This window comes from Flavobacterium cellulosilyticum (assembly GCF_004349355.1).
In the GTDB taxonomy this organism is placed as follows: domain Bacteria; phylum Bacteroidota; class Bacteroidia; order Flavobacteriales; family Flavobacteriaceae; genus Flavobacterium; species Flavobacterium cellulosilyticum.
Window position 1 is genome coordinate 316,157 of record NZ_SMFK01000001.1, and the last position, 24,664, is coordinate 340,820.

Consider the following 24,664-nt stretch of genomic DNA (forward strand, 5'->3'; position numbering starts at 1 on the left):
ATTTGTCATCTAAAGCCTTTAACTCTAATTATTTTTTCAATGCTTCTAAAAACATTTTCTTCAATAATCAGGCCTTTAACTTCTTTTAAAGAAAATCTATTTACCCGTAAAATTAAAATCTAGAAGCCTTTTTATTATAAGGGTCTAGTGTTTGAATCTTACCGTATGCATCGTATTTTATTTCAGCGACTTTTATGGATCTTAAATGGGTAATTCCTTTTGATAGGCTTGAATCATGATAAAACAAATACCATTTATTTTCGAATTCACAAATAGAATGATGTGAAGTCCAACCTACAACAGGATTCAAAATTCGGCCTTGGTATAAAAAAGGACCATAAGGATTATCCCCAATAGCATAACAAATAAAATGAGTGTCTCCTGTAGAATATGAAAAGTAATATTTACCATTGAATTTATGCATCCAAGAAGCCTCAAAAAACCTACGTTCATTGTCGCCTGCAAGAAGTGAATTCCCATTTTCGTCAAGAATTTCAATCTCTTTAACTGTTTCAGCAAAACTTTTCATATCGCTGGAAAGTTTTGCTATTTTTGGATTTAAAGCTTTTTCGTTTGCCATGGGTTCTTGATATTCTGCATCATATTTATTCTCTCTATAACTTTGCATTTGTCCTCCCCATATTCCTCCAAAATACATATAATAACTACCATCATCATCACAAAAAACGGCTGGATCAATTGAATAACTGCCCGTAATAGGTTCAGGCTCTGCTACGAAAGGACCAACAGCTGAATCACTAATTGCCACCCCTATTTGAAAAATTCCATCCGCCTTTTTAGCAGGGAAGTAAAGATAGAATTTCCCGTTTTTGGTAGCTGCATCGGGCGCCCACATCTGCCTTTCGGCCCATGGAACATCGTTTACGTGTAGAGCCAAACCATTATCAACAGCTACCCCATTTGGATTATCCATAGAAATGACATGGTAATCTTCCATCCCAAAATGATCGCCATTGTCATTAAATGCAATTCCTGCTTCAATATCATGTGATGGATAAATATATATTTTACCCTCAAAAACATGTGCAGATGGATCTGCAGTGTAAATATGTTTTATTAAAGGCTGAGAAATAGCTATCTTGTTTAACTCTTCAAAATCAATTTGATCAATATTTTTTTCTGGCACTTTATTCGTTTTTAAATTAATTCTTTCTTCTATGTTCCAAATCACTTTCTATCTGAACTTCCATTTTTTTATCAATCAAATAAAAGCACAATAGAACAGCACTTATTATTAATATAAAACCTGGATAAATACTCACAGAGAGTTTAATTCCTTCCATAGCTGCCGGCACTTGATTGACGACCTCGGCTATATAACCATATTTTGCTAGTAAAGCGGCACCAAAAGCACCGCCAATACTTATCCCTATTTTTAGTCCAAAGATCATTACCGAAAATATAATTGCGGTTGCTCTACGACTATTAATCCATTCGCTGTAATCGGCCACATCGGCTATCATTGCCCACAATAATGGAATGGTAATCCCATAAAAAAAACCATGTGCTAATTGAGTTATGAAAACTATCACAATTGAGGTTGAACCATAAAAATTAAAGAGCAATAAGGTCAAAGCAGATAAAAAGATGAAAGTGATAAAAACATTTCTTTTCCCAAATGTATCTGCTAATGATTTTGAAAACAAAATTCCAAAAATCATAAAAAAGACACCACTGGCATTAAAAAGACTAAATGCTGAAGTTGGAGCATCTTTTGGCCATTGAAACTCAATAAGCCCCATAATTGCTAATAAATTATTTATTTCAGAAATAAAATAATTAAATCCAATGTCATTCAAAAAGCTCGTTTGAGCAATTGGATCCAAATAATACTTAAAGTAAAAAATATACATTCCTCCCTTTAGTGACAACGTTATAAAAACCAAAAAGGTAACCAGTAACAATACAACTAAAGGACCGTTTTTAAACATATCGACAAAATCCTGTTTAACGGAAGACTGCTGTTTATCTGCCGGTAAAATTCTTTCTTTGGTTGTGAAAAAAGTAATAACAAAACAAATTATACCAACAATTGCAAAAATCATCATTGTGTTTTTAAATCCAACTGCTTTATCACCATGCCCTAAAATTAAAACCCAAGGCAATAAAAGCGATTGAATTAATAATTGAGCTAGCATCACAGCCACAAACCGATAGGATGACAGACTATTTCTTTCCTTCATATCGCCTGTTATGACCCCACTTAAAGCTGCATAAGGCAAGTTATTAGCCGAATAAATGATAACTAACGAAAAATAAGTGGCCAATGCATAAATCACTTTACCATTTGCATCAAAATCTGGTGTCGAAAACACAAGTACAGCCAAAACACCCAAAGGCAGCGAAGTCCATAATATCCAAGGCCTAAATTTACCCCAAGAGGTTCTGGTTCGATCAGCAAAAACTCCTATTATTATTGTAGAAAATGCACCTATAAAACCACCAAAGAAAATAATAGCACTCGCTGTTCCAGCAGGTATTTTATATACATCAGTATAGAAAAAAGCCATAAAGGTCATTATAGTTTGAAAAATCAAATTGGCTGCAAAATCACCTAGCCCATAACCTATTTTTTCGGTCATTGAAAGCTTTTGGTAGGAACTACTCATAAATTACAACAGATTTTTTTAAACTTTAATAAGTAAAAGCTTTTTAGATATCTTGAAATAAGGAATAAAATCATATTAGCTAATTTTAACATCACTATTAAACACATGCAGATCTAATGTAAAAATAGTTTGAAAGTTTAATTTAACTTATCACTTTTGAAGCTATTACTACTATAATTGAAGCGTAATTACCTATTTACAACCCCATTTAGAGAAGAACTCGCATAATTTGCGAACCTTGCTATTATTTGGCATGAATTTATTTTAAAGAAAAAAGCAAACCACTTAAAGGCATGAACCCCTATTTATGAAGTTCTAATAATTTCCAAAACCATCAATTTTGAAGCATATCCTACTACTTTTGGCGCAATAATTAGATTCTTTATTTCTATTCCATTAAAATTCCTATTTTAGCTTATTGATAAACCCATTTCCCTTTTTTGACAACTCTTATTTATTAAGATGAAGTTCAAAATTCATATAGTAGATTTAATTTTTCATCCTTCCATTATGCGCACGATTTACCTGCTTTTTTTTATTCCTTATTTTTTTATGAGTTGTAATGGCAAACGAGCAAAAGAAGAAAACTACAAACACACCAACGATTTGATCAACGAAACCAGTCCGTACCTTTTGCAACATGCCCACAATCCAGTTGATTGGAAGGCTTGGAATCAAGAAACGCTGGACATAGCCAAATCCGAAAACAAACTAATGATAATTTCAGTTGGCTATTCAGCATGCCATTGGTGTCACGTAATGGAAAAAGAAAGTTTTGAAAACGAAGCAGTAGCCAAATTAATGAACGATAATTTTATAAGTATAAAAGTAGATCGTGAAGAGCGACCAGACATAGACCAAGTGTATATGAATGCCGTACAATTGATGACTGGTAAAGGCGGCTGGCCTCTAAACTGTATTGCGTTGCCCGATGGTCGACCTATTTTTGGCGGTACTTATTTCACCAAAGAAGAATGGGTAAAAGTGTTAACAGAGTTGTCGAACTTATATAAAAACAATCCAAAAAAAGCCAATGAATATGCAGATAAATTAGTAGAAGGGATTCAAAAATCAGAATTAATTACCCTCAATAGTAACGAAGCTACTTTCAAAAGTTCGGAAGTTACTACTGCCGTAAAATCATGGCAAAAAGAGTGGGATTTTAATGAAGGTGGTTTAAAAGGCGACACCAAATTCCCGATGCCCAATGCCTTGGATTTTCTACTTCGCTACAGCGTTCAAAACAAAGACAAGTCTATTCTAAATTATCTAGAAACAACCCTCACAAAAATGGCCTACGGAGGGATTTATGATCCTATTGGAGGCGGATTTTCGAGATATTCTGTAGATACCAAATGGCATATTCCCCATTTTGAAAAGATGTTGTACGATAACGCACAATTAGTAAGCTTTTATTCTGATGCTTACTTAGCGACAAAAGATGAATTGTATAAAAAAACGGTTCAGGAAACCTTGATTTTTGTAGAGCGAGAACTCATGGCTTCCAACGGAGCTTTTTATTCTTCATTAGATGCAGACAGCAAAAACAAAGAAGCAAAACTAGAAGAAGGCGCTTATTATGTATGGAACAAGGAGGAATTACAATCATTATTAAAATCGGATTTCCCTCTTTTTCAAGAGTACTACAGCATCAACAACAGCGGTTTATGGGAAAATAAAAACTACGTTTTATACAAAACCCAATCAGACCAAGATTTTTCAGTTAAGCATCAATTGACGACAAATGCACTTGACAAGAAAGTACAAAACTGGAAACAGATTCTTCTAACAGCCAGAAACAAAAGAGCCCGTCCGCATTTAGACGACAAAACCCTAACTTCTTGGAACGCTTTAATGATAAAAGGATACGCCAGCGCATACCGTGCTTTTAAAAACCAACATTACAAAGAAATTGCATTAAAAAACGCCAATTTTATTGCAAACAATCAAATACAAAAAGACGGAAGTTTGTATCATAGTTATAAGGATGGTAAAAGCAGCATTATAGGTTTTTCCGAAGATTATGCCACTGTTGCGGATGCTTTTATAGCCGTTTATCAAATTAGTCTTGACGAAAAATGGCTTGTAAAATCAAAACAACTTACCGATTATGCTCTGGCTCATTTTTGGGATAAAAAGTCGAATATGTTTTATTTTACCTCCAATGATTCGAGTACTTTAATTGCACGAAAAATGGAAATCGCAGATAATGTCATTCCAGGATCCAATTCGATTCTGGCTCAAAATTTATTCCGATTAGGACATTATTATTCTAATGACAGCTATTCTAAAACCGCCGAACAGATGTTGAACAATGTGAAAAATGAAGCTTTACAATCTCCAACAGCTTATTATAATTGGCTGAATTTGATGATGAACTATACCGATAAGTATTATGAAGTGGCTATTTCCGGCAAAGATGCATTAGCAAAAACAAGTGAACTACAAAGCTATTACTTGCCAAACATTCTAATTGCGGGAGCCACAAAAGATAGTAAATTAGCCCTTTTGGAAAATCGTTTTATAGCCAACGAAACCTACATTTATGTTTGCGTAAACAAAGCTTGCAAAATGCCTGAAACAGAAGCTTCTAATGCAGTTGCAGTTATAAAAAAGTAGTTGTATTCAAGGTGCTGGTCGTAAATAATTCTTGATAATATTATGAATCGACTGGGGGGGGGTCAATATTCGATTGTTTTCAACAGGATGTGGTAGCAAACATTCCTTTAATATCAATTTCATTAGAATACAAAAGCAAACGCACAAAGGATTGTGTATCACCTGGATCGGCTTCGATATCACTAAGAATGACCACTCTGTTTTTTTGGATATTTTGCGCTTTAACAGATATTGAAAAACAGCTATCAAAATACATAAAAATGGACTTATAAGGCAGCATAAACCCAAATCGAAATTATTTGAATAAATAACCATCGAAAGAATTATAGAAATACAAGAAAAATTAAATAACGGTCCGAGAAAAAGATTCAATTTTGAAACACCAAATTATTTGTTTAATCAAAAAATTGCATTTGTAACTTGAATCCAGCCGATGAATAAATATGAAATAAAAAAAATAGAGGCTACCATTTTAGACAGCCTCTTAAAACAATAAATTTTTGAACTATTACTGTACTACAAACTTAAAAACACTTCCGTTTTTACTTGTAAGAATATACAATCCTTTAGAAAAAGAAGATACATCTATAGTACTGTTTTGGCTTACATTTTTTAATTCCATTATTCTTGATCCTTTACTGTCATAGACTGCCATTTCAGATTCCTCAATATCAAAAAATACTACGTTTTTTGATTTAGTATTATACACCACTTTTACACTATTTGCATTAAAACTCTTTGTGCTTAAAGTAGATACAACATCCAAAATAGGGTTACTAGTGTAATAATCTACTCCACCTACTGTTAATTTAAAAAACCATTTGTATACAACACCTGGCGGTAAAGAATTGGATAAAGCAAAATCTGAAGGTATGGCAAAAGTTGTAGATTTCAAAGTAGATGTTGCCGCCGCCGAAACCGCACCAGTAAAATACAAACTAGTTCCTGCACTATAATCAATACTCCCAGAAGCATTAGTTTTGAACAACTGAATTTGACAAGTTCCGTCTACAGCAGCAGTGTAATTAAACCCTGCAGTAATTGTTGTTCCAGGTACTGCACTTGAAGGTGAACTTGTAGATACGATGGAATTTTGACTGAATCCAAGTACACTAATAAAAAACACCCCTAATAATTGTAATTTTGTTTTCATAATAATAAAGTTTTAAGATTAAATAATTTGTTTATCGTTGTTGTAAAAATAAAAAAGCAACTAGATAACAAATAACACTATTGAAGCATAAAACAGCAATAATGATGAATTTTAGTAAGACTTCAAAAGCGAAAAATAATTTTAAATGGATTGTTCTTAGTTATTTTATTATTTCGATAAAATTATACCTTACCTATACAAATTTATCCCTAATCATAATGAGGCGTCTCACGATGAAATGAATGCTTAGCATTTTATGCCTAAACTTTTTTTTATCTAATACTCTTAGAGAAACAAAAATGTTTGTCGCGCTATAAAACAAAAAATGCTCCCCTTTCGGGAAGCATTTTTTGTTTGCAGAGAGGAAGGGATTTGTATTCTTCTCCTTATATCAGTGTTTACGGTCTCTCGCAAACTATTAAAAACCAAGGGTCTCGATTTTACTCCTATAATTTATAGGCAAAAATCATGTAATCTTATCATTGCAAATATACTGACATTAAGCGATTTATCAAAGCAAAAACAGAACATTCCTTGTTTAAAATTTGAACTAGTTGACTTTTATTTTAGAATTGGCTTTAGTTCAAAATTTAGTTGCCTAAAACTCAATTTCTATCCAATTATTAAAGGTTCAACCTGTTCAATTTTTAGGCTCGTAAATTGGCAAAATTCCTCAATAGACACCAATTCATCTTCGAGCTTGTTTAACTTTTTCCTCATTTTTTGAAGTATTCTAATGCTTTGACGGTAACTTTTTCCGGTAATGCGTTGTATGTCTTTCGGGTAGATACACAACCTCTTGTTTTCGGTTCTCATACTCTATCTATAGCTTTGAGTGGGCTTTGCTTAACTTGAAACCCTTATGATTCAATTTAACCGAATAAAATTAATAAAAAATCTCTTTTGTTCAGAAGCGATGATTTACCTCAACTTATGACGGGGATGAATAGGCATTTATGTCGATTTGTGCCATTTGTGTCGCAAAGTGACATCTGGAATATATACCTCTTTTTTATATGATTTAATTGGCTAAAATTTGTTTCATAATCAATCGAAAGGTGTTGCAACAGGATGTTGATTGAAAGAGTTTTAAGTAAAATAATTAATCTAAATTTTAGGAATTATGGCAAGACAGAAAGGCATAATTAAATTAAAAGGTACTATCGGGGATATTACTTTTTACAAAACCAAAGACGGTCATTTGGCCAGAGAAAAAGGCGGCATCGATGCGAGCAGAATTGCGAGCGATCCAGCGTTCCAAAGAACGCGTGAAAACGGTTCTGAATTTGGTAGAGCCGGAAAGGCTGGTAAAACTTTGAGAACGGCATTGAGAACGTTGCTTTTAAATTCTGCCGACAGCAGAATGGTGAGCCGATTGACCCAAACCATGGGCAAAGTTATCCAAGCGGATTTGACGAATGAGCGTGGTTTGCGTAACGTGATTGATGGTGAAGCGGAGTTGCTTGCAGGTTTTGATTTCAATATCACAGGAAAACTCGGAACTACATTATTTACTCCTTTTACAGGAACAATTGATAGAGTGGCGGGTGAAATCTCAGTTGATTTGGTATCGTTTGTTCCTGCGAATATGATTGCTGCTCCGGGTGGAACGACTCATTTTAAAATTATTTCAGCTGGGGCTGAAATTGATTTTGAAGCCGAAACCTTTGTTGTTTCCAGTTCAGAAACTGCCATTCTTCCATGGGATTCCGCTCCAACGGCTGCGATCAACCAGTTGAATGCGGTGACACCAAACAGCGTAAGCCCCTTGTTTTTGGCTTTGGGAGTGGAGTTTTTCCAAGAGGTAAATGGTAGAATGTATCCGTTGAAAAATGGTACCTACAACCCATTGGCATTGGTTCAGGTAAGCGGTCTGTAAGATGGTTTTGGTGTTGAATAGAACGTATTTTCCCGAGGGAACGCAGGGAACTTTAGAATGGAACGGCACAATAGTTTGTTATACCATCGAGTTGCCCTGGTTGCATAACCAACAACGAGTTTCTTGTATTCCCGAAGGAGAATATGTTTTGCAGAAGCGGTTTAGCCCAAAATTCAAATGGCACTTGCATTTGAGAAATGTTCCGGGACGAGATTTGATCTTAATCCATCCCGCCAATGACGCTAAAACAGAATTATTGGGATGTATTGCTCCTGTAACGAAACACACCGGAATTGGAAAGGGAAGTTCTTCCCGGAAAGCGTTGGAAAAACTGAAAGCTTTGGTTTATGTAGCCTTAGAACGCAATGAAGAAGTAAAAATAAGTATCCAATCTAAAAAGTAGAAGTATGAATTTAATTGAAAGAGCAAAATCTCCCACCCCTAAGTTTTTTAGGGTTTTGAGAAGTATTGGATTGGCTTTGTTGGCCATTAGTGGAAGTGTTATTGCGGCACCAGTAGTTTTACCAGTGACAGTTGTTATGGTAGCGGGATATTTGGCAGTTGCAGGAGGCGTTATTTCGGCAGTAAGCCAAATGACTGTTGATCCTTCGACTACTCTCAATAGGACGAACAAGGGAGAAGAAGAAAACCAAAATAAGCCTCGTGATGGAGACTAATATTTCCCTCCGAATTGGCACCGCCTCAGGAACTTTGTTGAGTATTGTACCTAATATCCTTTCTGAAGATATTCTAAAAACGATTATCTTAGCGGTCGTAGGAGCAATAGTAAGTTTTACAGTTTCGCTCCTTTTAAAAGGATTGACAAAATCAAAAAAGAAATAATTCGGGTTTGGCTTGGTAACCTTTTCCCGAATTAATAGGAAAGCCTGGTCTGTTTGGATCAGGCTTTTTTTATCTAATTGCAATAAAATATCTGATTGATGCAAAACACTAATTATGAAAGAGCAAATACCATAATAGTCAATTTGTCTTACACCTCTTTATTCTTCATAATAACTTACACCATTTGATTTTAAAAAGTCTTTAATAATATCCACATGAATACAATGACCAACATGTAAAAAAGGCTGGTTGTTTACTTTAATAGTATCTCCATTTGATTTATATTCAAAATTTTTCATATCAAATCCTAGATGCAAAGCATTCGTTTGTGATTGCATACCGTATATCAATCCATTTTGGTCAAATAAAGGACCGCCACTTTGTCCACGAAGCCCTGGTGTGCTTAACTCTACACCATAAGTTTCATCTCCATTTATCAAATTTCTAGTTAACATACCTTCTATTGGAAAGCGTGGTGTACCATTTTGACCTTCATTAGTCCATTCAATATCATCAATATTTTGATTGTATTTAAAATTTGTGAATTCTGGAAACGGATAACCCAATCTGCAAAGAAATTTACCTTGTTTAAGTAAAGAACTATCTTTCACAAAACGAGCATAAGATTGATACATTGGATTTTTGAAATTTTCAAAAATAAGTATTGATAAATCATACTTTGGATGATCTATCCATCTGTAATTAATTGAGTTTTCAGAAGTACATCCAATAAAAAGTTCTTGAATTTGAATAGTTATTGGCTTATCTTTAGTAGTCTTTAGATTATATTTTGACTCTAATTCTCTCAATTTTTGAATATATTTATTTTTTCCTAATGCTAATTTTTCCTTATTGAAATTAGCATAATGATCATTCACTGCTTGCCTATTTCTTATTAAATCTATTACATGTTTACATGTTATAGCATATCCATTTTCGTTAACAAAAAATAATGTTGCAGCTCCCGGACGAACTATTGTTTCTTTGTAATTTCTTGTGATTGTATGGATTGGTCTTGTGAATTTTGAAACTTCCTCAATTGCATTAACGAACATAGTTTTGTTATTTAGAATTATTAGGTACTTATTTGTAAAATATAATTCCAATTCATCTCATTAAGTACCTTTTTTGAATGAAGAATTAATACTCTATTTATCAAATATATTAAAAACCTGAGATGATTAATCATTTTTTGTAATAGCTATTCAAAATTACTCTCCTCATTTCGTTTATAAGGACAATATTCTGATGCAACTGATCCTCTTTTTGTTCCAATAACCTCAACGCCTGGACTTGTTTTTTATGCAGCTCGTGTTCTTGCAGCATTTCGTTTACTTTTGAATTAAACTCTTTTTTGAAATCATAAATACGTAAAAAAGGAATTACGGACCCGATTAGCGATTGGTGCCAGAATTTTGCTTTCCAAAGGCTATACGCCAACCAATAAACAGTTTCAGCATCTTCTTCGTTTTGAAAGGCGATTACAAAACTATTTGTGAATGGCACTTTTTGAGGTTTTCCACTGTTCAATCCTTTGTTGAGGATGAATATTTGGTTTCCTTTATAAAGCGTTTCTTTTTGGTGGGTTTTGATAATGAAATTTAGCATGATTCGGAATTTAAAAGTTAGTTTTTCTTCTATTTTCCGTTTTTAGAAATGCTGAATCTGTCGAAACCGCCTTTCCTGAAATTTTTTCAAAAGAAAAAGAAAAAAAAGAAAGTCGTCTCTCCAGTGGAGGTTTTTAAAAAATCGAGTTTTTTAGAAAAAATACTACCCGATTCATTACCGTAAAAGTTATCCGAAGCAGTCGGTTGTACATTAAAAAAGATATGAAATGAAAAGAGAACGAGGGTGGAGATTTTTTCTAAAACCCGGAGGGCTTGAACTTGTATTTTTTATAAAACCGGAACTTATCTTTACTTTCTTTTTATTTATTTTTTTTCGAAGACGGATGTTGTTGTTTAAGATTTTTCGGGGGAGTTCTTATGAAAACGGCAATTAAACACCCCCAAGCACCGCAGAAAATAATGATTGTAGCGATAGCGGAAATTATTATTTTTCGAGGAGCGCAGTGGCGGGGTTGCGGCAATCGAACAGCCACCGCAGGACGGGAACGAGGCGTAGTTTACGGAGTGGAGAGAAGTACTGCGAGCGTGAAACGGCGGGGAAAATATAAAAATCATCCGCCTTTTCGGCGGAGTTCCTTGATTTAGGGCAAAGTGCTAACGGAGCCAACCCCGATGGCTGTGCGAAGGAGCAACCGCTGAAACAACCAGGGGCGACAGACATAATACGGCTGGAATGCAGTGGAGCATAGCCCCGATTTTTCTTCGGGGCGGAGTGTAACGGAATGAAGCGGTATTGTGGATGTAATAGCCCCGCCGAACGTAGGGTAGAGAACGTGTGAAGATGAGGAACGAAGCGGCGCAATAAAAATAGCTGCTTATTTCCAAGCTGCTATTTTTATTGTGCTGCGTAGTGTCTGCGGAATGGAGGAAGGAGGCTTTTTCTGCCGACGACTGACTGGAGCTGCCGAACGGAACAAAGAGAACGACCGAAGAGAGACCGCTTGATTGCTCGTGATATTTAACGTAAATGTTGTATTGAAATTAATTCTCTATGAAACTGTATAAATTCGGGATAGGCTTCAAAAAAAATGAATATTGGAAATGAGTTTCAATGAAGTATAATAGAGATTTCTGAATTTTATCTTTTTTTGTTTTGTTGTGAAGTAATGCAAGTAATAAAACCTGTTAGTGAAATATTTAACCAAAATTGCCAATTTGTTTTGTCGAAGAAAGTTACGATTAATGAAATAATTGTAAATGTGATTAGAGCTATAAAAGGTGTCAGATACTTTTTAATTTTTTTGATTTTATTTATTCGTCCAGTCTTATTCTTTTTTTGAAAAACAGTCACACCATAGTCCGTGATGTTATTAGTCGTTTTGTCGTAGACAGCCCAACCGATAGAATTTGTTCCTAAATCAAGTCCTAAAATTCGTCCCATTTGTTTTTATAATTAAAGATTAAAAATATAGCAAAGATAATTATTAACAAAATGAAGTAAATGAAGACGTAAATTTAGAAATACTTGAACTAAAAGAAGATTTTGGTGCGGATGAGTGAATGGAGATAGTGTATTTTTTTATTGGGCTTAAATCAAAATAAGAAGCAACTTTTTACCACTGTAAATCTTCATAGTTAACATTGTCGTCATTAAGCTCTAATGCGGATATTTTACAATCAAACTGCTTTGCAGATTTTTCAAGAGATTTTTCATATGTACTATATTCATCAGTATAGTTACATGCCGTTTTTAATAAATTAGGTAATTGCCTAAAAGATTTTTTTCCTCTTGGCATACAAAAGTATTCAGCATTTATACGTCTCATGTATAAATATAAATTAGGATTCCCACTATAAATATTCCCCTTTATATAATTGGACAAAACACTAGCGCCTTGGGGATCATAAGAAAACATAGCTTTCTCAAACCAATATTCTAATTGCATCAAAATAGATTGATCAAGTTCCGAAATACTATAATAACGAGTATTATAACGAAGTGCAGAAATAACAAAAAGGAGATGAATCCAAGAAAGTTGACATCCATAATATTTGCTTTCCGAAAAAATATAATAACCATGTTCACTAATCAGTCTTGACTCTTCATAACTTTTTCTTACTTCATAAGAAAAACTACTAATGATTTTATCTCTTGACTCAAAACCATCGTTATTGAGGTTACTTTCTTTGTTCCATAAGTTAGCAGTTACCTCGTATAGCAATGTTAAATCATCATAATTTCCCCATAGCTCTACACCAAGTCCTTTTTTAGTAGGTTTTATAAATAACATATTTATTTAGTTTTTAATTCTTTGATTGGTTATGCCACATGAGGATAATATCCCTAAACTTGTTTTTCTTTACTCTTGATTGCCTAAGAACATTTTCCCAATTAAAGTTAACTTGTATTTTTGATCTGGTGCTGTTGGATTTTGCGGGTTTGTTTTCTCAATCCATTGTAATTGTTCCAATGGTTTTACATAGTTATCCCAGAATGTTTTCTTGTTTGCATAACCAACCGCTGTCATTATATCTTCTAGTGTCATTGACTCTCCAATTAGAGACAAAATCGCAATTATGTATCTTATTTTTTTATGGATAAGCTCGGTACTTTTTTGAGACCAACTTGGTACCTTTTTAATTGTATCTTTATCAATAGATTGATTTCTAGACCAATCAAGATTGGATAGCTTGGTGCCTTTTTGTGTCCAACTCGGCACCAAATGCAAAAGACAAGTTTCCCAAGAAGCTTTAGCCAGTTCCTGCTCGATGTAAATTTTGCTTAATGAAATTTCCAAATGAGAAGTATATTCGGCATTTAATTCGAGCCAATTTAGCCATTCTTTAGCATAAGGTTATAATGTTGCTTAATTAATTACATTTCTTGCTTACCCTTTGTAAACCTTTATAAACAAAGGAAATAAACTCATTATATATCCCTTGCTTAGCTAAAGCCTAATGTTTTTTAAACATATAAATTGCATTTTTATCTCTTTGTTTTTCACTTATGCGATCCAATAATCCTTCCTCTTGAAACTTATTGACGTACGAGCGAATAGTATTGATATTGATTGCAGTAAATTTTGTCAACTCATCAATTGTGGCTTGGTGATTTAAAAATAAATAATTGAAAATACTCCTTTGAGTTACATTATACAATTCCCAATTTTTTTCAATTTTTTCTATCACAGAGTCATGAATAGTTTTGGAATGTTCGCTTATTTTATTTCTAAGTATCAAATAAACATTTCCATTCTCTTCTTTGTATTCTGGAATAGATAGCATCGATTTTTCCATCGATTCATAGATTCGAGAGACACCTTCATTGAGCTGTCTAACATATCCCATGTCTTCAAGTACTCTGGCTATTCGTGGATTTCTAGCAAAACGCTCTGTTTTAATGTTTTGAATCGTAACTTGTGAAGGGAGGGGGCCACTATTACTGATTTCTAATCTGTCATCAAAGTGTTTTATGTAAATCGCACTCCCTTGTACATTATATGAACGGTGGCACATGGCGTTTACAACACCTTCCAACCAAGCCTCTTCTGGATATTCGGGTACTTTTCTAAACTTACCTTCTTCCATATCCAAAAAATAATAATCTCTAAATGAGGCTCTAAGAAAGGTTCTCAATTCACTAATAAGTCTTGGGATATTATTTTCAAATCGCTCATCTTTTACCACATTATGGTTTACTCCAGTTAATGCCGCTATACCATCATAGCGTATGTAACGAACGGATGCAGAGGGAATATACTTCTCAGGATCTTTTGCAAATAATAATATAGAGGCATTTTTTAATGCATAACCATTTTCATTCTTTTTTGCTAGGTAGCGTTTTGTCAAAAGATCAAGAACTTCGCCGTTATAATTTAATTTTGCTTTGTATTCATTCAATAAGTCCTGGTCTAAATCGGCAAAATCAAAATCGGCAACAATCTCTTCCTCAAAGCGTCTTATACTTTTATCATATTCTAGTTTCTTTATCCTATCCCTGTTTAGTTTTCTGTTTGTATCTAATACCCTCAAGAAGACATCCTCATTATCTTTTCTACAAAAAATACGTTCCAATTCTTGTTCAACGTGAAATAGTAATATAAGATTCCCATTTACCTCAACTTCCTCAAGCTCTATATTACAAGCTGGCTGAATGAAATCGAAAATCAGTGTTCGGTAGCCATCAAGCTTTTCGCCTAAATTTCGCAAATCTTGAAATTCCCCATTATCTGAAACTCCAAAGACTAAAACGCCACCATCTGCATTGAGCATGCCAATCAATTCTTCGGCAATCTTCGTTGGTTTTATGTCTTTTTCTCCTAATCCTTTACGTTCAAAATACTGATTTTCTTTTTGGGTCCGCAAATACGTTTCTGTAATCAATGAGTTTTTACTCGAGATAGGTGTATTCATTCTTGCTAATTTAATCTATTTTATTGTTTATACTTTGAAACCCTTTTATTTTACTGGGTTTTTAGTTAGTTCACTTACCTTGCTTAGCGTTATGTAAAACTTGCTTACCATTAAAATCTTAACCGATACTCATACCCCTAAAACTGACCCGAAGTGAGGACATTTCGGAAAGCTGTTAGGGGCTCCGTTTTCCTGATGTAAATTTACTTTGGTAAAACACCCATATGTTCTCTGATTTTATGTGGTATTGTTCCTAACCGTTCCCTGTAATCTACCAAATGCGAATTACACCATTATCATCTTTACCAATGAAAATAAAACAACAAATATTAAAATTCTAATCAAAAACATATGTTTTTTTTAATTTTGAGTTATTGTTAATATTTTATAAAATTTTTAAAATTTTCTGATTGCACGGACATACATTAAAGCACTTTTTGAACTGGAACTATTTCCGGTTCCAGTACTAAAATTAATACTATATGCTGTGGTTGAACTTGCTTGTGAAGAACTCCAATAAGAAACTGCGCTAAAGCCACCGATAGTTGTTTGATTTAAGTATAGTTTAGTTAGATCAGTATAACTTGGTAAGTACCAATCTGTATATCCACCTGATGATAAATTATTACAGAGAGCTGCCGCAATTGTTGTAGTTGAGCAACTACCAATAATTGCTGATGTATTTGCCAATCCTGTTCCCAATGTTGTACTAGTTCCAGTTATTGATGTTCCTGAACAACCCCATTGAGCACCAGCACTTTGATTTGATGTAGTTGCAATTAAACCATGTGTTTGACCTGCGATATAACCACTATCACCTGAAACAAATATATAGGCAATTATACCTCCTTGATAAGATTGGCCCACTGATAAGTTGGGAAGCGTAATAAATGATATTGTATTACCATAGGCAGTACCAACACTATTTGTTGAATAAGCTCTTACATAGTATGTTGTGTTTGCTGTTAAACCAGTTAATGAACTTGTAAAAGAACCTATCCCAGAACCGTTATCAGTTGTACTATTAAAAATTGTTGGGCTTGATGTCGAGCTACTCCAACAAACACCATGCGATGTAATTGAGGCACCACCATCACCTGTAATTGTCCCTCCGCTACTGGCTGTGTTTTGAGAAATAGAGGATATGCTTGTAGTACTAATTCCTGTTGGAATTGTTGCTGATAATGTTGTAAACGATATTACTGAACCATAACTAGTTCCAGCACTATTTGTGGCATAAGCTCTAACATAATAAGTTGTATTTGCAGTTAAACCAGATAAAGAACTTGTAAAAGAACCTATACCAGAACCATCTACAGTTTTAGAATTTGTGATTGTAGGACTTGAAGTTATATTGCTCCAGCAAACCCCTCGAGAGGTTACAGACGCACCCCCATCATTAGAAATATTACCTCCACTAGTTGCAGTTGTTTGAGTTATTGATGATATTGTGTTCGTAGTTACACCCGTTGGAATAGTTGCAGACAAAGTTCTAACTGAAATAGCTGGTCCATAAGCTGTACCAACACTATTTGTCGCATAAGCTCTAACATAATAGGTTGTATTTGCTGATAATCCAGTTAATGAACTTGTAAATGTTCCTAATCCTGTGCCGTCCACTGTTTTAGAATTTAGTATTGTTGGACTTGTTGTTGTATTGCTCCAACAAACACCACGGGAAGTAACTGTAGCTCCACTTTCACTAGTCACATTTCCTCCGCTAATTGCAGTTGTTTGGGTAATAAATGTTGCAGTTGTTGTTATTGAAACTACTGGAATGGTTGCAGATGTGGTAGTAAAGGATTTTACATCACCGTAAGCTGTTCCAACACCATTTGTTGCATAGGCTCTTATGTAATATAATGTATTGGGAGTTAAGTTAGTTAAAGAGCTTGAATATTGTCCAATTCCAGTTCCATCATTAGTTTTTGTGTCAGTAATAGTTGGAATTGTATTTGTTTTACTAAAACACACACCTCGACTAGTAACATTTGAAGCTCCACTATTTGTTATAGTTCCTCCAGCAACTGCTGTGGTTTGTGTTATAAATCCAACTGCTGTTGTAGAAGAAATTATTGGAATAGTAGCCGCTTGTGTTGTGAAACTGATTTCATTTCCATAAGCAGTTCCATAGCCATTGGTAGCATAAGCTCTTGCAAAATAGGTAGTACTCGGAGCTAGATTGATTAAAGCGCAAGTGAAACTACCTAAAGTTGATTGTGTGTCCGGGGTTTTAGTTCCTGAAATAGTTGGATTATTATTTATACTATAGCAAATTCCTCTAGACGAAAGGCTTGCGCCATTATCAGTTATTACTTTTCCAGAAACCATTGCTGTAGTTTGTAAAACATCGCTAAACTCTAACGTTTTTACTGCATTTTCCGACTTTCCATAATCAAATTCTTCCGTACAACTATATAATAAAAGGATACTTATAAGTGTTGTAAATAGAATTTTTACGTTATTTATTATTGTTTTTTTCATTTTAAATATTTTTATATAAATCAAACTAACTTAGTATGAATACTTCTTTTTAAGATTAAATGATATTCCAAAAGTTATTTCAGGTTTGTAAAATGCTTTATCAACATCCATAAAAGAGACCCCACCATTGATATTAATAACTCTGCTGATTCGTAACATTAATCCTGAAGTTGCTACCAAATAACCCGTTTTTTCCAGAGATAAAGTGCCTGCATAATCGTTTCGGAGTATTTTGTCATAATAGCCATAACCAACGCCAATATTTAAGTAAAATCGGTTGAAGAGTTTAAAGTTTGGACCTAAGTCAATTTCTGTTTTGTTCTCAATACCTGAACCATTAAGAATTTCTTCTTCAGAAGTATTACTAGTTCTAGCTGAAATATGAAAACCAACAGTTCTCTTACCACCTCTTTCATAAAGTAAACCATATTTTGCTATTTCTCCGCTCTGGAAACCTAGACTTGAAAATGAGGATAATTTTTGTCTGTCTTTCCCCTTTCTTGAAGATGTTGGTTCTGGACTGTATGGAGTTGTTTGATTAGTTGTACTCTCTTTTATTTCACTGTTAATAAAATACATTTCATTGATATATCCAATTTTTCCATTGTATTCAACTTTGTAATAGCCGCTAGTTGTTAAACCTAAAATATTTACTTGTGTTCCAGTGGGCAGAGTATAAATTGTATTAGAAACTGGACTATCTAATTTCCTCATTTTTGCTTCACTTTTTAAAATATTAGTTTTAATTGTACTTTTTGCTACTTGTGAACTACTTTGAACAGGAGCAGTAGTAGGGTAAGAAGATGGAGTAGAAATAGGATTGTTTTTGTTTAATCTTGTTGTTTCTGCTTCGTTTATTTTAGTATTGCATTTCTCTATTTGGGTTATGGCAAAGTTGTCTTTAGGATTTGAATCCAATATAAATTGATAATTTTCTTTCGCTTTTATATAGTTTAGAGTTGCAAATGCTTGATTGGCTATTTTTAAATTTTCTTTACACAATTTAGCTTTTTGAATTTTTATTTCACCAAATTGCATATCTGTTTCACTAGCTGCTGACTTATATAATTCTTTGTATTTGGTTTCAGCACAAGTGTAGTTACCCTCATCAAAACATTTATCTCCTTCTTTATAATAGTTTTGGGAATAAGTTGTATATGAACATATTATTATAAAAATTAATATTATATATTGTTTCATTTTATTTGTTTATTAATTTAGAAATGTCTTGATCAGGATTTGGAAACTTTATTTTTATAATTTGAAACGCTCTATCTGACAAGTAGGGATAATAAGAATTAATATCAGAGTTATAAATATAATCGGAAATTTCATTTAGAATTTTGTTTAATTTTTGTTTTTTAATAATTTCATCGTCACTTATATTAGATCCATTTTTGTCTATAGAGTTAATTTTAGCAATACAATCTTTAAACATCTTATCAATCAATTGATAGTTTTCTATTTGATCCTTTAATTTATCAAGGAATACTGACTGTTGCTTAATTGTAAATAATTCGTTTTGAGTCTTTTTTGCTTTTTCAGCATCAAAGGGCTGGTCAAGCAATGATTTGGCCTCAAAATACTTTTTTAAATCAATAAAAATTTGCGTCAATGCATTATTTTCACCAATAAGTTGAAAATCACGTTCTACTGAGAATTTATTAGATAAAATAATTAAATCATCAAAATTTTTTCCTCTGTAAGTGTTAATTATTTTAGTCAAAATTTCACTTTTGGCTTTTTCTTTTTCATCAAGTTTTTTTTGCTCACAAATCATTCTTTCCTGAGATATCTTTTGACTTAATTCCGTTTTTTGGTTTTTTAATAGAATTATAGAGTCGTTTTTTTGTTTAAGCAGATTATCTACCTTTCCCTTTTCTGTTTTAAATTTTTCTAATTTTGACAGCGTCAATTTTAAAATCTTTATAGAATCGTTTTTGTGTTTTAAAGTTTCGTTTTGAATTCTACAATTTTCTTTTTCAGTTTTAGTCACTTTTTTTAAACTATCAATGATAACAGCTTGTTTTCCTAATTCTTTTATTAAATCCTGTTGAGAAAAAACAGAGAATAAATTAAATAATACAAATACTATAGTAATTTTAATTTTCATAGTTTTTAGCTAATTTTAATGTGGTTATTCGAAAGATAAGTAAGCTTCTCTGCGATCGTAAATTAATTTATTCGATATAGTCTTATATCGTTCTTTATCATAAGTATAATTATTACAATTTATTTTAAAGTCTTCTAATTCCTTTTTTAATGGATTATAAATTATACTTTGGTATTCATTAAATGAAGTCAATTGAAATTGTTTGTATTTACCTGTCCATTTGTAAATTTTCGTATCTAAATAAGTTAAATACGAATCGATTAATTTTTTTTTATTTGTATTCAATTCACTGTGTAATCGTGCACAATTATTCACGTAATTATTCTCTAGTTTATTTCTCTTATAAGTATCCATACGAGCAATTTTCACTTTCAAATTTGAAAAAGGGAAATCAGCTGTTAGTTTATAATCTGAAAATAAAATATATTTTGATGTTGCAATGAAATTATTAATTTCATCATATTTGGCTAGAATTTGCTGGATTTTTGAAAAAGATTTATCATCGGGAGTACCTCTTTCAAGAAATTTAGATTTTCTTAATGTATTACATTCCTTCCTAATAAATGACAGGTCATTAATTTTCCATTCCGTTGTATTAAATACATTATAGGTCTGCTTAATAAACTTAGCTGTATATACAGAATATAATTTTTTAGAAAGTATCTCTTTCCATTCATCGTTTTCAAATTTATTCTTACCTAAAAGCTTGTCTTTGTAGTAATCATCAATATAATACTTTACTTCATCGTATTTATCTTTACAAAATTTATTGTCAGGCAATGCACTAAGATTGCTAATTTCATTTTCAATACGAACAATAAAAGTATTATTTGATGGCGGTACCTTATCAATTTCGGGAATGTCACCCATTGATTTTATTAAAAAATATGATAGTATACCGACTACTGCAATAGCCAAACTTATTTTAATTATTTTCATAGTTTCCTTTTTAAATTTTTTAAAATATCATCTGCATTTTTCAAACCTGCATAATCAAGAGCTTCCCTTTTCTCCTTTTCATTTATATTCTTTAAAATTTTATTGAGTTCGCTATCTTTTAAATTCTGATCATTGTTGCAAGATTGTTGTGCACTATGATATGTGGTATTATTTTTTCCTAATTCCCAAATTTTCAAAACTATATCAATACTTCTTCTTAATTTAGAATCTGTTGAATTCTTTTTATAGTCTTCTAATTTATTTTTTTTCAACTCACCTCCTTTAAGATATTGAATAATTTCTTCATTTTTAACAGATGAAATTTTAGTTGTTTGTTTCTGAGGTGTTTGTGGCTGTTCTTCACGATTTATAATCTGAGTTTCTTTTATTTGTTCCGTTTTCTTTTCTTGTTGTTTTACTTGTGATTCGCTATCATTTGAGGATTCTTTTGGCTTAAGAATTTCGTTTATAGCAACTGCAATTTCACTTAGAGTTTTATTATTAACGTTTCCAAGTTTGTTGCTAATCTCTTTATATTTAGAGCTATCAATATTCTTAATAGCCGTTTCTATATTATGCTGTTCAGATGAATAATCAAGTTTTATTAATTCTTTAAATTTTTTATCATTTATCAAATTCCTTTTATTTATTGCATCTTCAATGCTTTTCATATTGTCTTTCCATCCATTATATTCAGTAGAGTCATTTTGTTTTTCAAGCCCCATAAACCAATCATATATACTTTGACTCTTTTCTTGTACATCTGGTTTTTGCTTCTCAAATTCTTGTTTGTAATTTTTTAATGTATCAAGAATAAGAGAATCTCCTTGAACATAGTTTTGTATATATTCAGGAAATACATTAGGGGATTGAGGATTATCTGAAACGGATAAATTAAAAATCAAAGTAAATGCTACTATGACAAGTAATGCGATACTACCTATCCAACTCCATTTATTGTTGTACCACGATTTTTCGAAAATAGCTTCATAATAACCATCATAATCTTTTGAAGATTGTTCTTGATATTTCCATTCAATAAATTCGTATCCAAAATTCGCGTCACAACCAAAATTTGGCTTAATCATAACATATTTACCAATTGACTTATTCTTAAAACTCCTTTTCCCAAATTTATCATCTATTACTAATTCATATTTTTCCTCTTTCGAATTTTCTGTCAATTGTTTAAACTTTAAATTTACAAGTTTCGAGTTTTCATCTTTTGCGGGACAATAAGGAAAACTTTTTCTTTCATACTTATTACTCAAAATAGTAATATCATATGATTTGTCAATATCTTCTCCAATAAATTTAGGTTCCTTGCTTGTAGAAAATAAATCTCCTTGTTGATTTCGAATTTGTATATTATAATCATTAACTATTCCTATGTCATCGATAACAATAAATGAAACATTAATATGTTCTTGTAGAATTAAATCTACATTTCCTGTTTGATTTACGGGTATAAGGTCAATTTTACCTGAATAGTCTCCTTTTTTAATTGAAATATGGAATGTTTTTATTAAATCTTCACCACTAAAAGTACATTCGTATCGATGCCCACTTATTTTTTCCCACGGTTTCGTTCCAATTTGTATTTCCGCATCATCTATAAAATTCCCCTTTCTATCTTTGATTTCGATAGTTATGGTTTTAATTTTCGGTTCAGGGTTATTAAAAGCATCGTACTTTATATTAATTTGATTATTGTTTTTGTTTAATTCTAAATACTTATAAATTTCAGAATCAGGATTAGACAGTGTTCCTTTTGGTTGTATTGGCCAAAAACATCTTTCATCTTTCGAATAACTTATTTCTACTTGCCATTTTGACCTAATGCAATTGTTATTTTTTCTGTCTGAACGTTCTTTCCCATTTGCAGAGATTAAAATTCCTTTGCTAGGGTCATAATTTTTTATATAGTAGTATTCATTTTTTAAATCAATGTCTTTCAGTTCTATACCAGAATTAGACAAAACAGTAAGAGGGTTTTTCGGATTTTCTTTCAAATCCTCACTTACCAAAAAAACTTGTTTATAGGCACTATATTCTTCTTGAAATGGCTTGTCAAAATATTCTCTTAAATCACCTTCATTTTTATAATATAGAATTGCGGCATCTTTTGTTCCAGAATGAAGTTCTTCGTTTTTTTGAGTTTTATCTTGTTCTTTATACTTGTTCAAAATATCACCTACAAAATTCCACTCCTCTTTAATGAGGTTTTTTTCTCCTCGATTTAGATAATTATTTTTAATATAATTATCAGTATAAGTTTTTGACAACTCGTCAAGTACATTTATAATTTCTTCTCCTTTTAGTGTTTTATTATTATTGATTAATAGAGAAAATGCTATAAAACCCAAAGCATTACTTCGTTGTGAATCTTTTACAATCATATATTTTGTATACACAGAATCATTTATTGTAAAAGCAATAGTATAAACAGATTGACCTAATGAATTATCATTATTTGCCCCACTTCTCCTTTCCTCTGCAATTAAATAGGCAAGTTCTTCATTAGTTGTATATAATGTCCGTAAACCATCTTTAGTTGCGTAAATTACTATATTCATTACTAGTTATTTATTAAATACATCTAATATACTCTTTCCTGTTGGATCAATTCTACGCATTAAAATATCAATAATATTTTCAGCTGTTTCTGAATTAAAATCACAAATTTCCTCAAAATAAACTTTACCTAAAGAAAAAGGAAGACCTAATATCCGGCCACCATTTATACTATTTTTTTCACATTTATCTCTCAATGAATTAACAAAACCTATATAATTTTCATCATTAAGATAATGGCGAACTTGATCTTTTTTTAGGTTTTTATCTTCAGGTATTAAATCACTTTTGGTAACTACTACATATATTGCATCAGTTGTTTTACTAAAAATATTATAAATAGGATTGTTAAAAAAAGTAGCGGCCGAATTTAAATAGTTGGATTGTTTATAACTATCCTGATCGGCATTATTACCTTTTTCATAATCAACAAAAAAGAAATGCATCTTACGGTTTTTTCCATTCAAATAGTTAATCAATGTATTAAAAGTTTCTTCGTGTTGTTTAGTAGGAAGAGGTTTCCCTGCGTTTTTATAAAGAAAACATTGAAAAATCTCTCCACTTAATTCAATTAGAGAAACAGAACGAGAGTTTCTCTCATTCCTTTTTTTTAAGGTAAATGGAAGATATTGTGTTTTATCTGAGGGTGTACCCGCTGGTAAAATAGAAATCTGTTCATCAAAAAGATTCTGTAATTGTAACATATAATTATAACCTGGTCCCTGAGCTATCTCTAATAAGCCTTTTTTGTTAGCAGTGCTTAAAACCGCCGAAAGAGCCGTTGTTTTGCCAGAACCTCGAATCCCCCAAAAATAAACTTCGGTGAATCCATCAGGAATTGACTTTGGGGTTTCTCCTAGTTTAAAATCTGATACTGAATCATTTTTAATCAATTTGTTAATCACTTCTTTAGGAATGCCATTTTGTATTAGAAGTTCAGGTGTTAATAACCCATCTGACAAATAATTTCTAATAGTATCTGCAGGAAATGCTGCAGGATTTTCTAATATTTTTATTAGTTTGTTACTGTCTTCTTCTAACTGAGATTTTTTATTTTTCGCTTCCAAAGTATATTTACCATTTGGATACGTATTAAGGTATTCCGAATAACTTGAAATTGTATTCTGTATTTGAGCATTATTCCAAGTATTTTCATCTTCTAACTGAGATATTTTATTTTCCGCATCCAAAATATATTTACCATTTGGGTACTTATCTAGATATTCCGAATAACTTAACACAATGTTTTGTGCTTGAGCATTATTCCAGGCATTATCTTCTTCTTGTTCTCGATTCTTTTGTAAAGTTGTTATAGCATTTCTCTTTGTGGCATCTAAATCACCTGTATGTCTTAAATCCTCTAGAGTTACAATTCCCTGATTGATAAATTCAAAAAGTTGCTCTGCCGAGAAATCATCTATGTTGCTAAATATATCGTTTTTGTCCATT

Annotated in this window: 22 protein-coding genes; 5 read left to right on the forward strand and 17 right to left on the reverse strand. The window is 32.3% G+C overall.

Annotated elements, in window-relative coordinates:
- Window positions 1–112: 112 nt before the first annotated feature.
- On the reverse strand, window positions 113–1,147 hold the full coding sequence (locus E0F76_RS01210; protein ID WP_220398886.1) for a glycoside hydrolase family 43 protein: 1,035 nt from the start codon (window positions 1,145–1,147) through the stop codon (window positions 113–115).
- 16 nt (window positions 1,148–1,163) lie between these two features.
- Window positions 1,164–2,603 (reverse strand): MFS transporter, encoded by a 1,440-nt coding sequence (locus E0F76_RS01215; RefSeq protein WP_342773042.1) that lies wholly within the window; start codon window positions 2,601–2,603, stop codon window positions 1,164–1,166.
- Between the two features lie 489 nt (window positions 2,604–3,092).
- On the opposite strand from E0F76_RS01215, the gene E0F76_RS01220 reads away from it, so the two are divergent.
- Window positions 3,093–5,249 carry a thioredoxin domain-containing protein gene (locus E0F76_RS01220; protein ID WP_246021949.1) on the forward strand — a complete coding sequence of 719 codons (2,157 nt, stop codon included), beginning with the start codon at window positions 3,093–3,095 and terminating at the stop codon, window positions 5,247–5,249.
- A gap of 79 nt (window positions 5,250–5,328) precedes the next feature.
- Here E0F76_RS01220 and E0F76_RS01225 read toward each other — a convergent pair whose 3' ends face one another.
- The 3 genes from E0F76_RS01225 to E0F76_RS01235 form a co-directional block, all read right to left on the reverse strand.
- Window positions 5,329–5,505 carry a nucleoside hydrolase-like domain-containing protein gene (locus E0F76_RS01225; protein WP_220398887.1) on the reverse strand — a complete coding sequence of 59 codons (177 nt, stop codon included), beginning with the start codon at window positions 5,503–5,505 and terminating at the stop codon, window positions 5,329–5,331.
- A 252-nt stretch (window positions 5,506–5,757) separates the two neighbouring features.
- Entirely contained in the window at window positions 5,758–6,402 is a 645-nt protein-coding gene (locus E0F76_RS01230) for a T9SS type A sorting domain-containing protein (protein ID WP_132000516.1), read from the reverse strand.
- Window positions 6,403–7,014: 612 nt separating this feature from the next.
- The gene (locus E0F76_RS01235) at window positions 7,015–7,218 is read right to left on the reverse strand and encodes a hypothetical protein (protein WP_132000517.1); all 204 of its coding nucleotides are present in this window, start codon (window positions 7,216–7,218) and stop codon (window positions 7,015–7,017) included.
- A 307-nt stretch (window positions 7,219–7,525) separates the two neighbouring features.
- On the opposite strand from E0F76_RS01235, the gene E0F76_RS01240 reads away from it, so the two are divergent.
- The 4 genes from E0F76_RS01240 to E0F76_RS19210 are packed head-to-tail and all read left to right on the forward strand — an operon-like array spanning window position 7,526 to window position 9,124.
- Window positions 7,526–8,281 carry a hypothetical protein gene (locus E0F76_RS01240; RefSeq protein ID WP_132000518.1) on the forward strand — a complete coding sequence of 252 codons (756 nt, stop codon included), beginning with the start codon at window positions 7,526–7,528 and terminating at the stop codon, window positions 8,279–8,281.
- A gap of 1 nt (window position 8,282) precedes the next feature.
- Entirely contained in the window at window positions 8,283–8,684 is a 402-nt protein-coding gene (locus E0F76_RS01245) for a DUF5675 family protein (RefSeq protein WP_132000519.1), read from the forward strand.
- 4 nt (window positions 8,685–8,688) lie between these two features.
- The gene (locus E0F76_RS01250; RefSeq protein ID WP_132000520.1) at window positions 8,689–8,958 is read left to right on the forward strand and encodes a hypothetical protein; all 270 of its coding nucleotides are present in this window, start codon (window positions 8,689–8,691) and stop codon (window positions 8,956–8,958) included.
- The gene (locus E0F76_RS19210; protein WP_165932614.1) at window positions 8,948–9,124 is read left to right on the forward strand and encodes a hypothetical protein; all 177 of its coding nucleotides are present in this window, start codon (window positions 8,948–8,950) and stop codon (window positions 9,122–9,124) included. The genes E0F76_RS01250 and E0F76_RS19210 overlap by 11 nt, the downstream gene beginning before the upstream one ends.
- A 158-nt stretch (window positions 9,125–9,282) precedes the next feature.
- On the opposite strand, the gene E0F76_RS01255 is transcribed toward E0F76_RS19210, so the two are convergent.
- From E0F76_RS01255 to E0F76_RS01310, 12 genes are all read right to left on the reverse strand, one after another.
- Complete coding sequence (locus E0F76_RS01255; RefSeq protein WP_132000521.1) at window positions 9,283–10,179, reverse strand: trypsin-like peptidase domain-containing protein; 897 nt, start codon at window positions 10,177–10,179, stop codon at window positions 9,283–9,285.
- Window positions 10,180–10,309: 130 nt separating this feature from the next.
- Window positions 10,310–10,732 carry a DUF6943 family protein gene (locus tag E0F76_RS01260; protein ID WP_132000522.1) on the reverse strand — a complete coding sequence of 141 codons (423 nt, stop codon included), beginning with the start codon at window positions 10,730–10,732 and terminating at the stop codon, window positions 10,310–10,312.
- A gap of 1,098 nt (window positions 10,733–11,830) precedes the next feature.
- Window positions 11,831–12,133, reverse strand: coding sequence for a hypothetical protein (locus E0F76_RS01265; protein WP_132000523.1), 303 nt, complete (start codon window positions 12,131–12,133; stop codon window positions 11,831–11,833).
- Window positions 12,134–12,305: 172 nt separating this feature from the next.
- Complete coding sequence (locus tag E0F76_RS01270) at window positions 12,306–12,983, reverse strand: DUF6904 family protein (protein ID WP_132000524.1); 678 nt, start codon at window positions 12,981–12,983, stop codon at window positions 12,306–12,308.
- A 69-nt stretch (window positions 12,984–13,052) separates the two neighbouring features.
- Entirely contained in the window at window positions 13,053–13,490 is a 438-nt protein-coding gene (locus E0F76_RS01275) for a Fic family protein (protein WP_132000525.1), read from the reverse strand.
- A gap of 157 nt (window positions 13,491–13,647) precedes the next feature.
- On the reverse strand, window positions 13,648–15,105 hold the full coding sequence (locus E0F76_RS01280) for an ATP-binding protein (RefSeq protein WP_132000526.1): 1,458 nt from the start codon (window positions 15,103–15,105) through the stop codon (window positions 13,648–13,650).
- A 396-nt stretch (window positions 15,106–15,501) separates the two neighbouring features.
- Window positions 15,502–17,589, reverse strand: a complete 2,088-nt coding sequence (locus tag E0F76_RS01285; protein ID WP_132000527.1) for a beta strand repeat-containing protein — start codon at window positions 17,587–17,589, stop codon at window positions 15,502–15,504.
- Window positions 17,590–17,619: 30 nt separating this feature from the next.
- Window positions 17,620–18,789 (reverse strand): SH3 domain-containing protein, encoded by a 1,170-nt coding sequence (locus tag E0F76_RS01290; RefSeq protein WP_132000528.1) that lies wholly within the window; start codon window positions 18,787–18,789, stop codon window positions 17,620–17,622.
- A 1-nt stretch (window position 18,790) separates the two neighbouring features.
- Window positions 18,791–19,702, reverse strand: a complete 912-nt coding sequence (locus tag E0F76_RS01295) for a hypothetical protein (protein WP_132000529.1) — start codon at window positions 19,700–19,702, stop codon at window positions 18,791–18,793.
- Between the two features lie 24 nt (window positions 19,703–19,726).
- Entirely contained in the window at window positions 19,727–20,641 is a 915-nt protein-coding gene (locus E0F76_RS01300; RefSeq protein WP_132000530.1) for a hypothetical protein, read from the reverse strand.
- Complete coding sequence (locus E0F76_RS01305; protein ID WP_132000531.1) at window positions 20,638–23,217, reverse strand: hypothetical protein; 2,580 nt, start codon at window positions 23,215–23,217, stop codon at window positions 20,638–20,640. Before E0F76_RS01305 ends, E0F76_RS01300 begins: the two co-directional genes overlap by 4 nt.
- A gap of 6 nt (window positions 23,218–23,223) precedes the next feature.
- Window positions 23,224–24,663 (reverse strand): hypothetical protein, encoded by a 1,440-nt coding sequence (locus E0F76_RS01310; protein WP_132000532.1) that lies wholly within the window; start codon window positions 24,661–24,663, stop codon window positions 23,224–23,226.
- Window position 24,664: the final 1 nt, after the last annotated feature.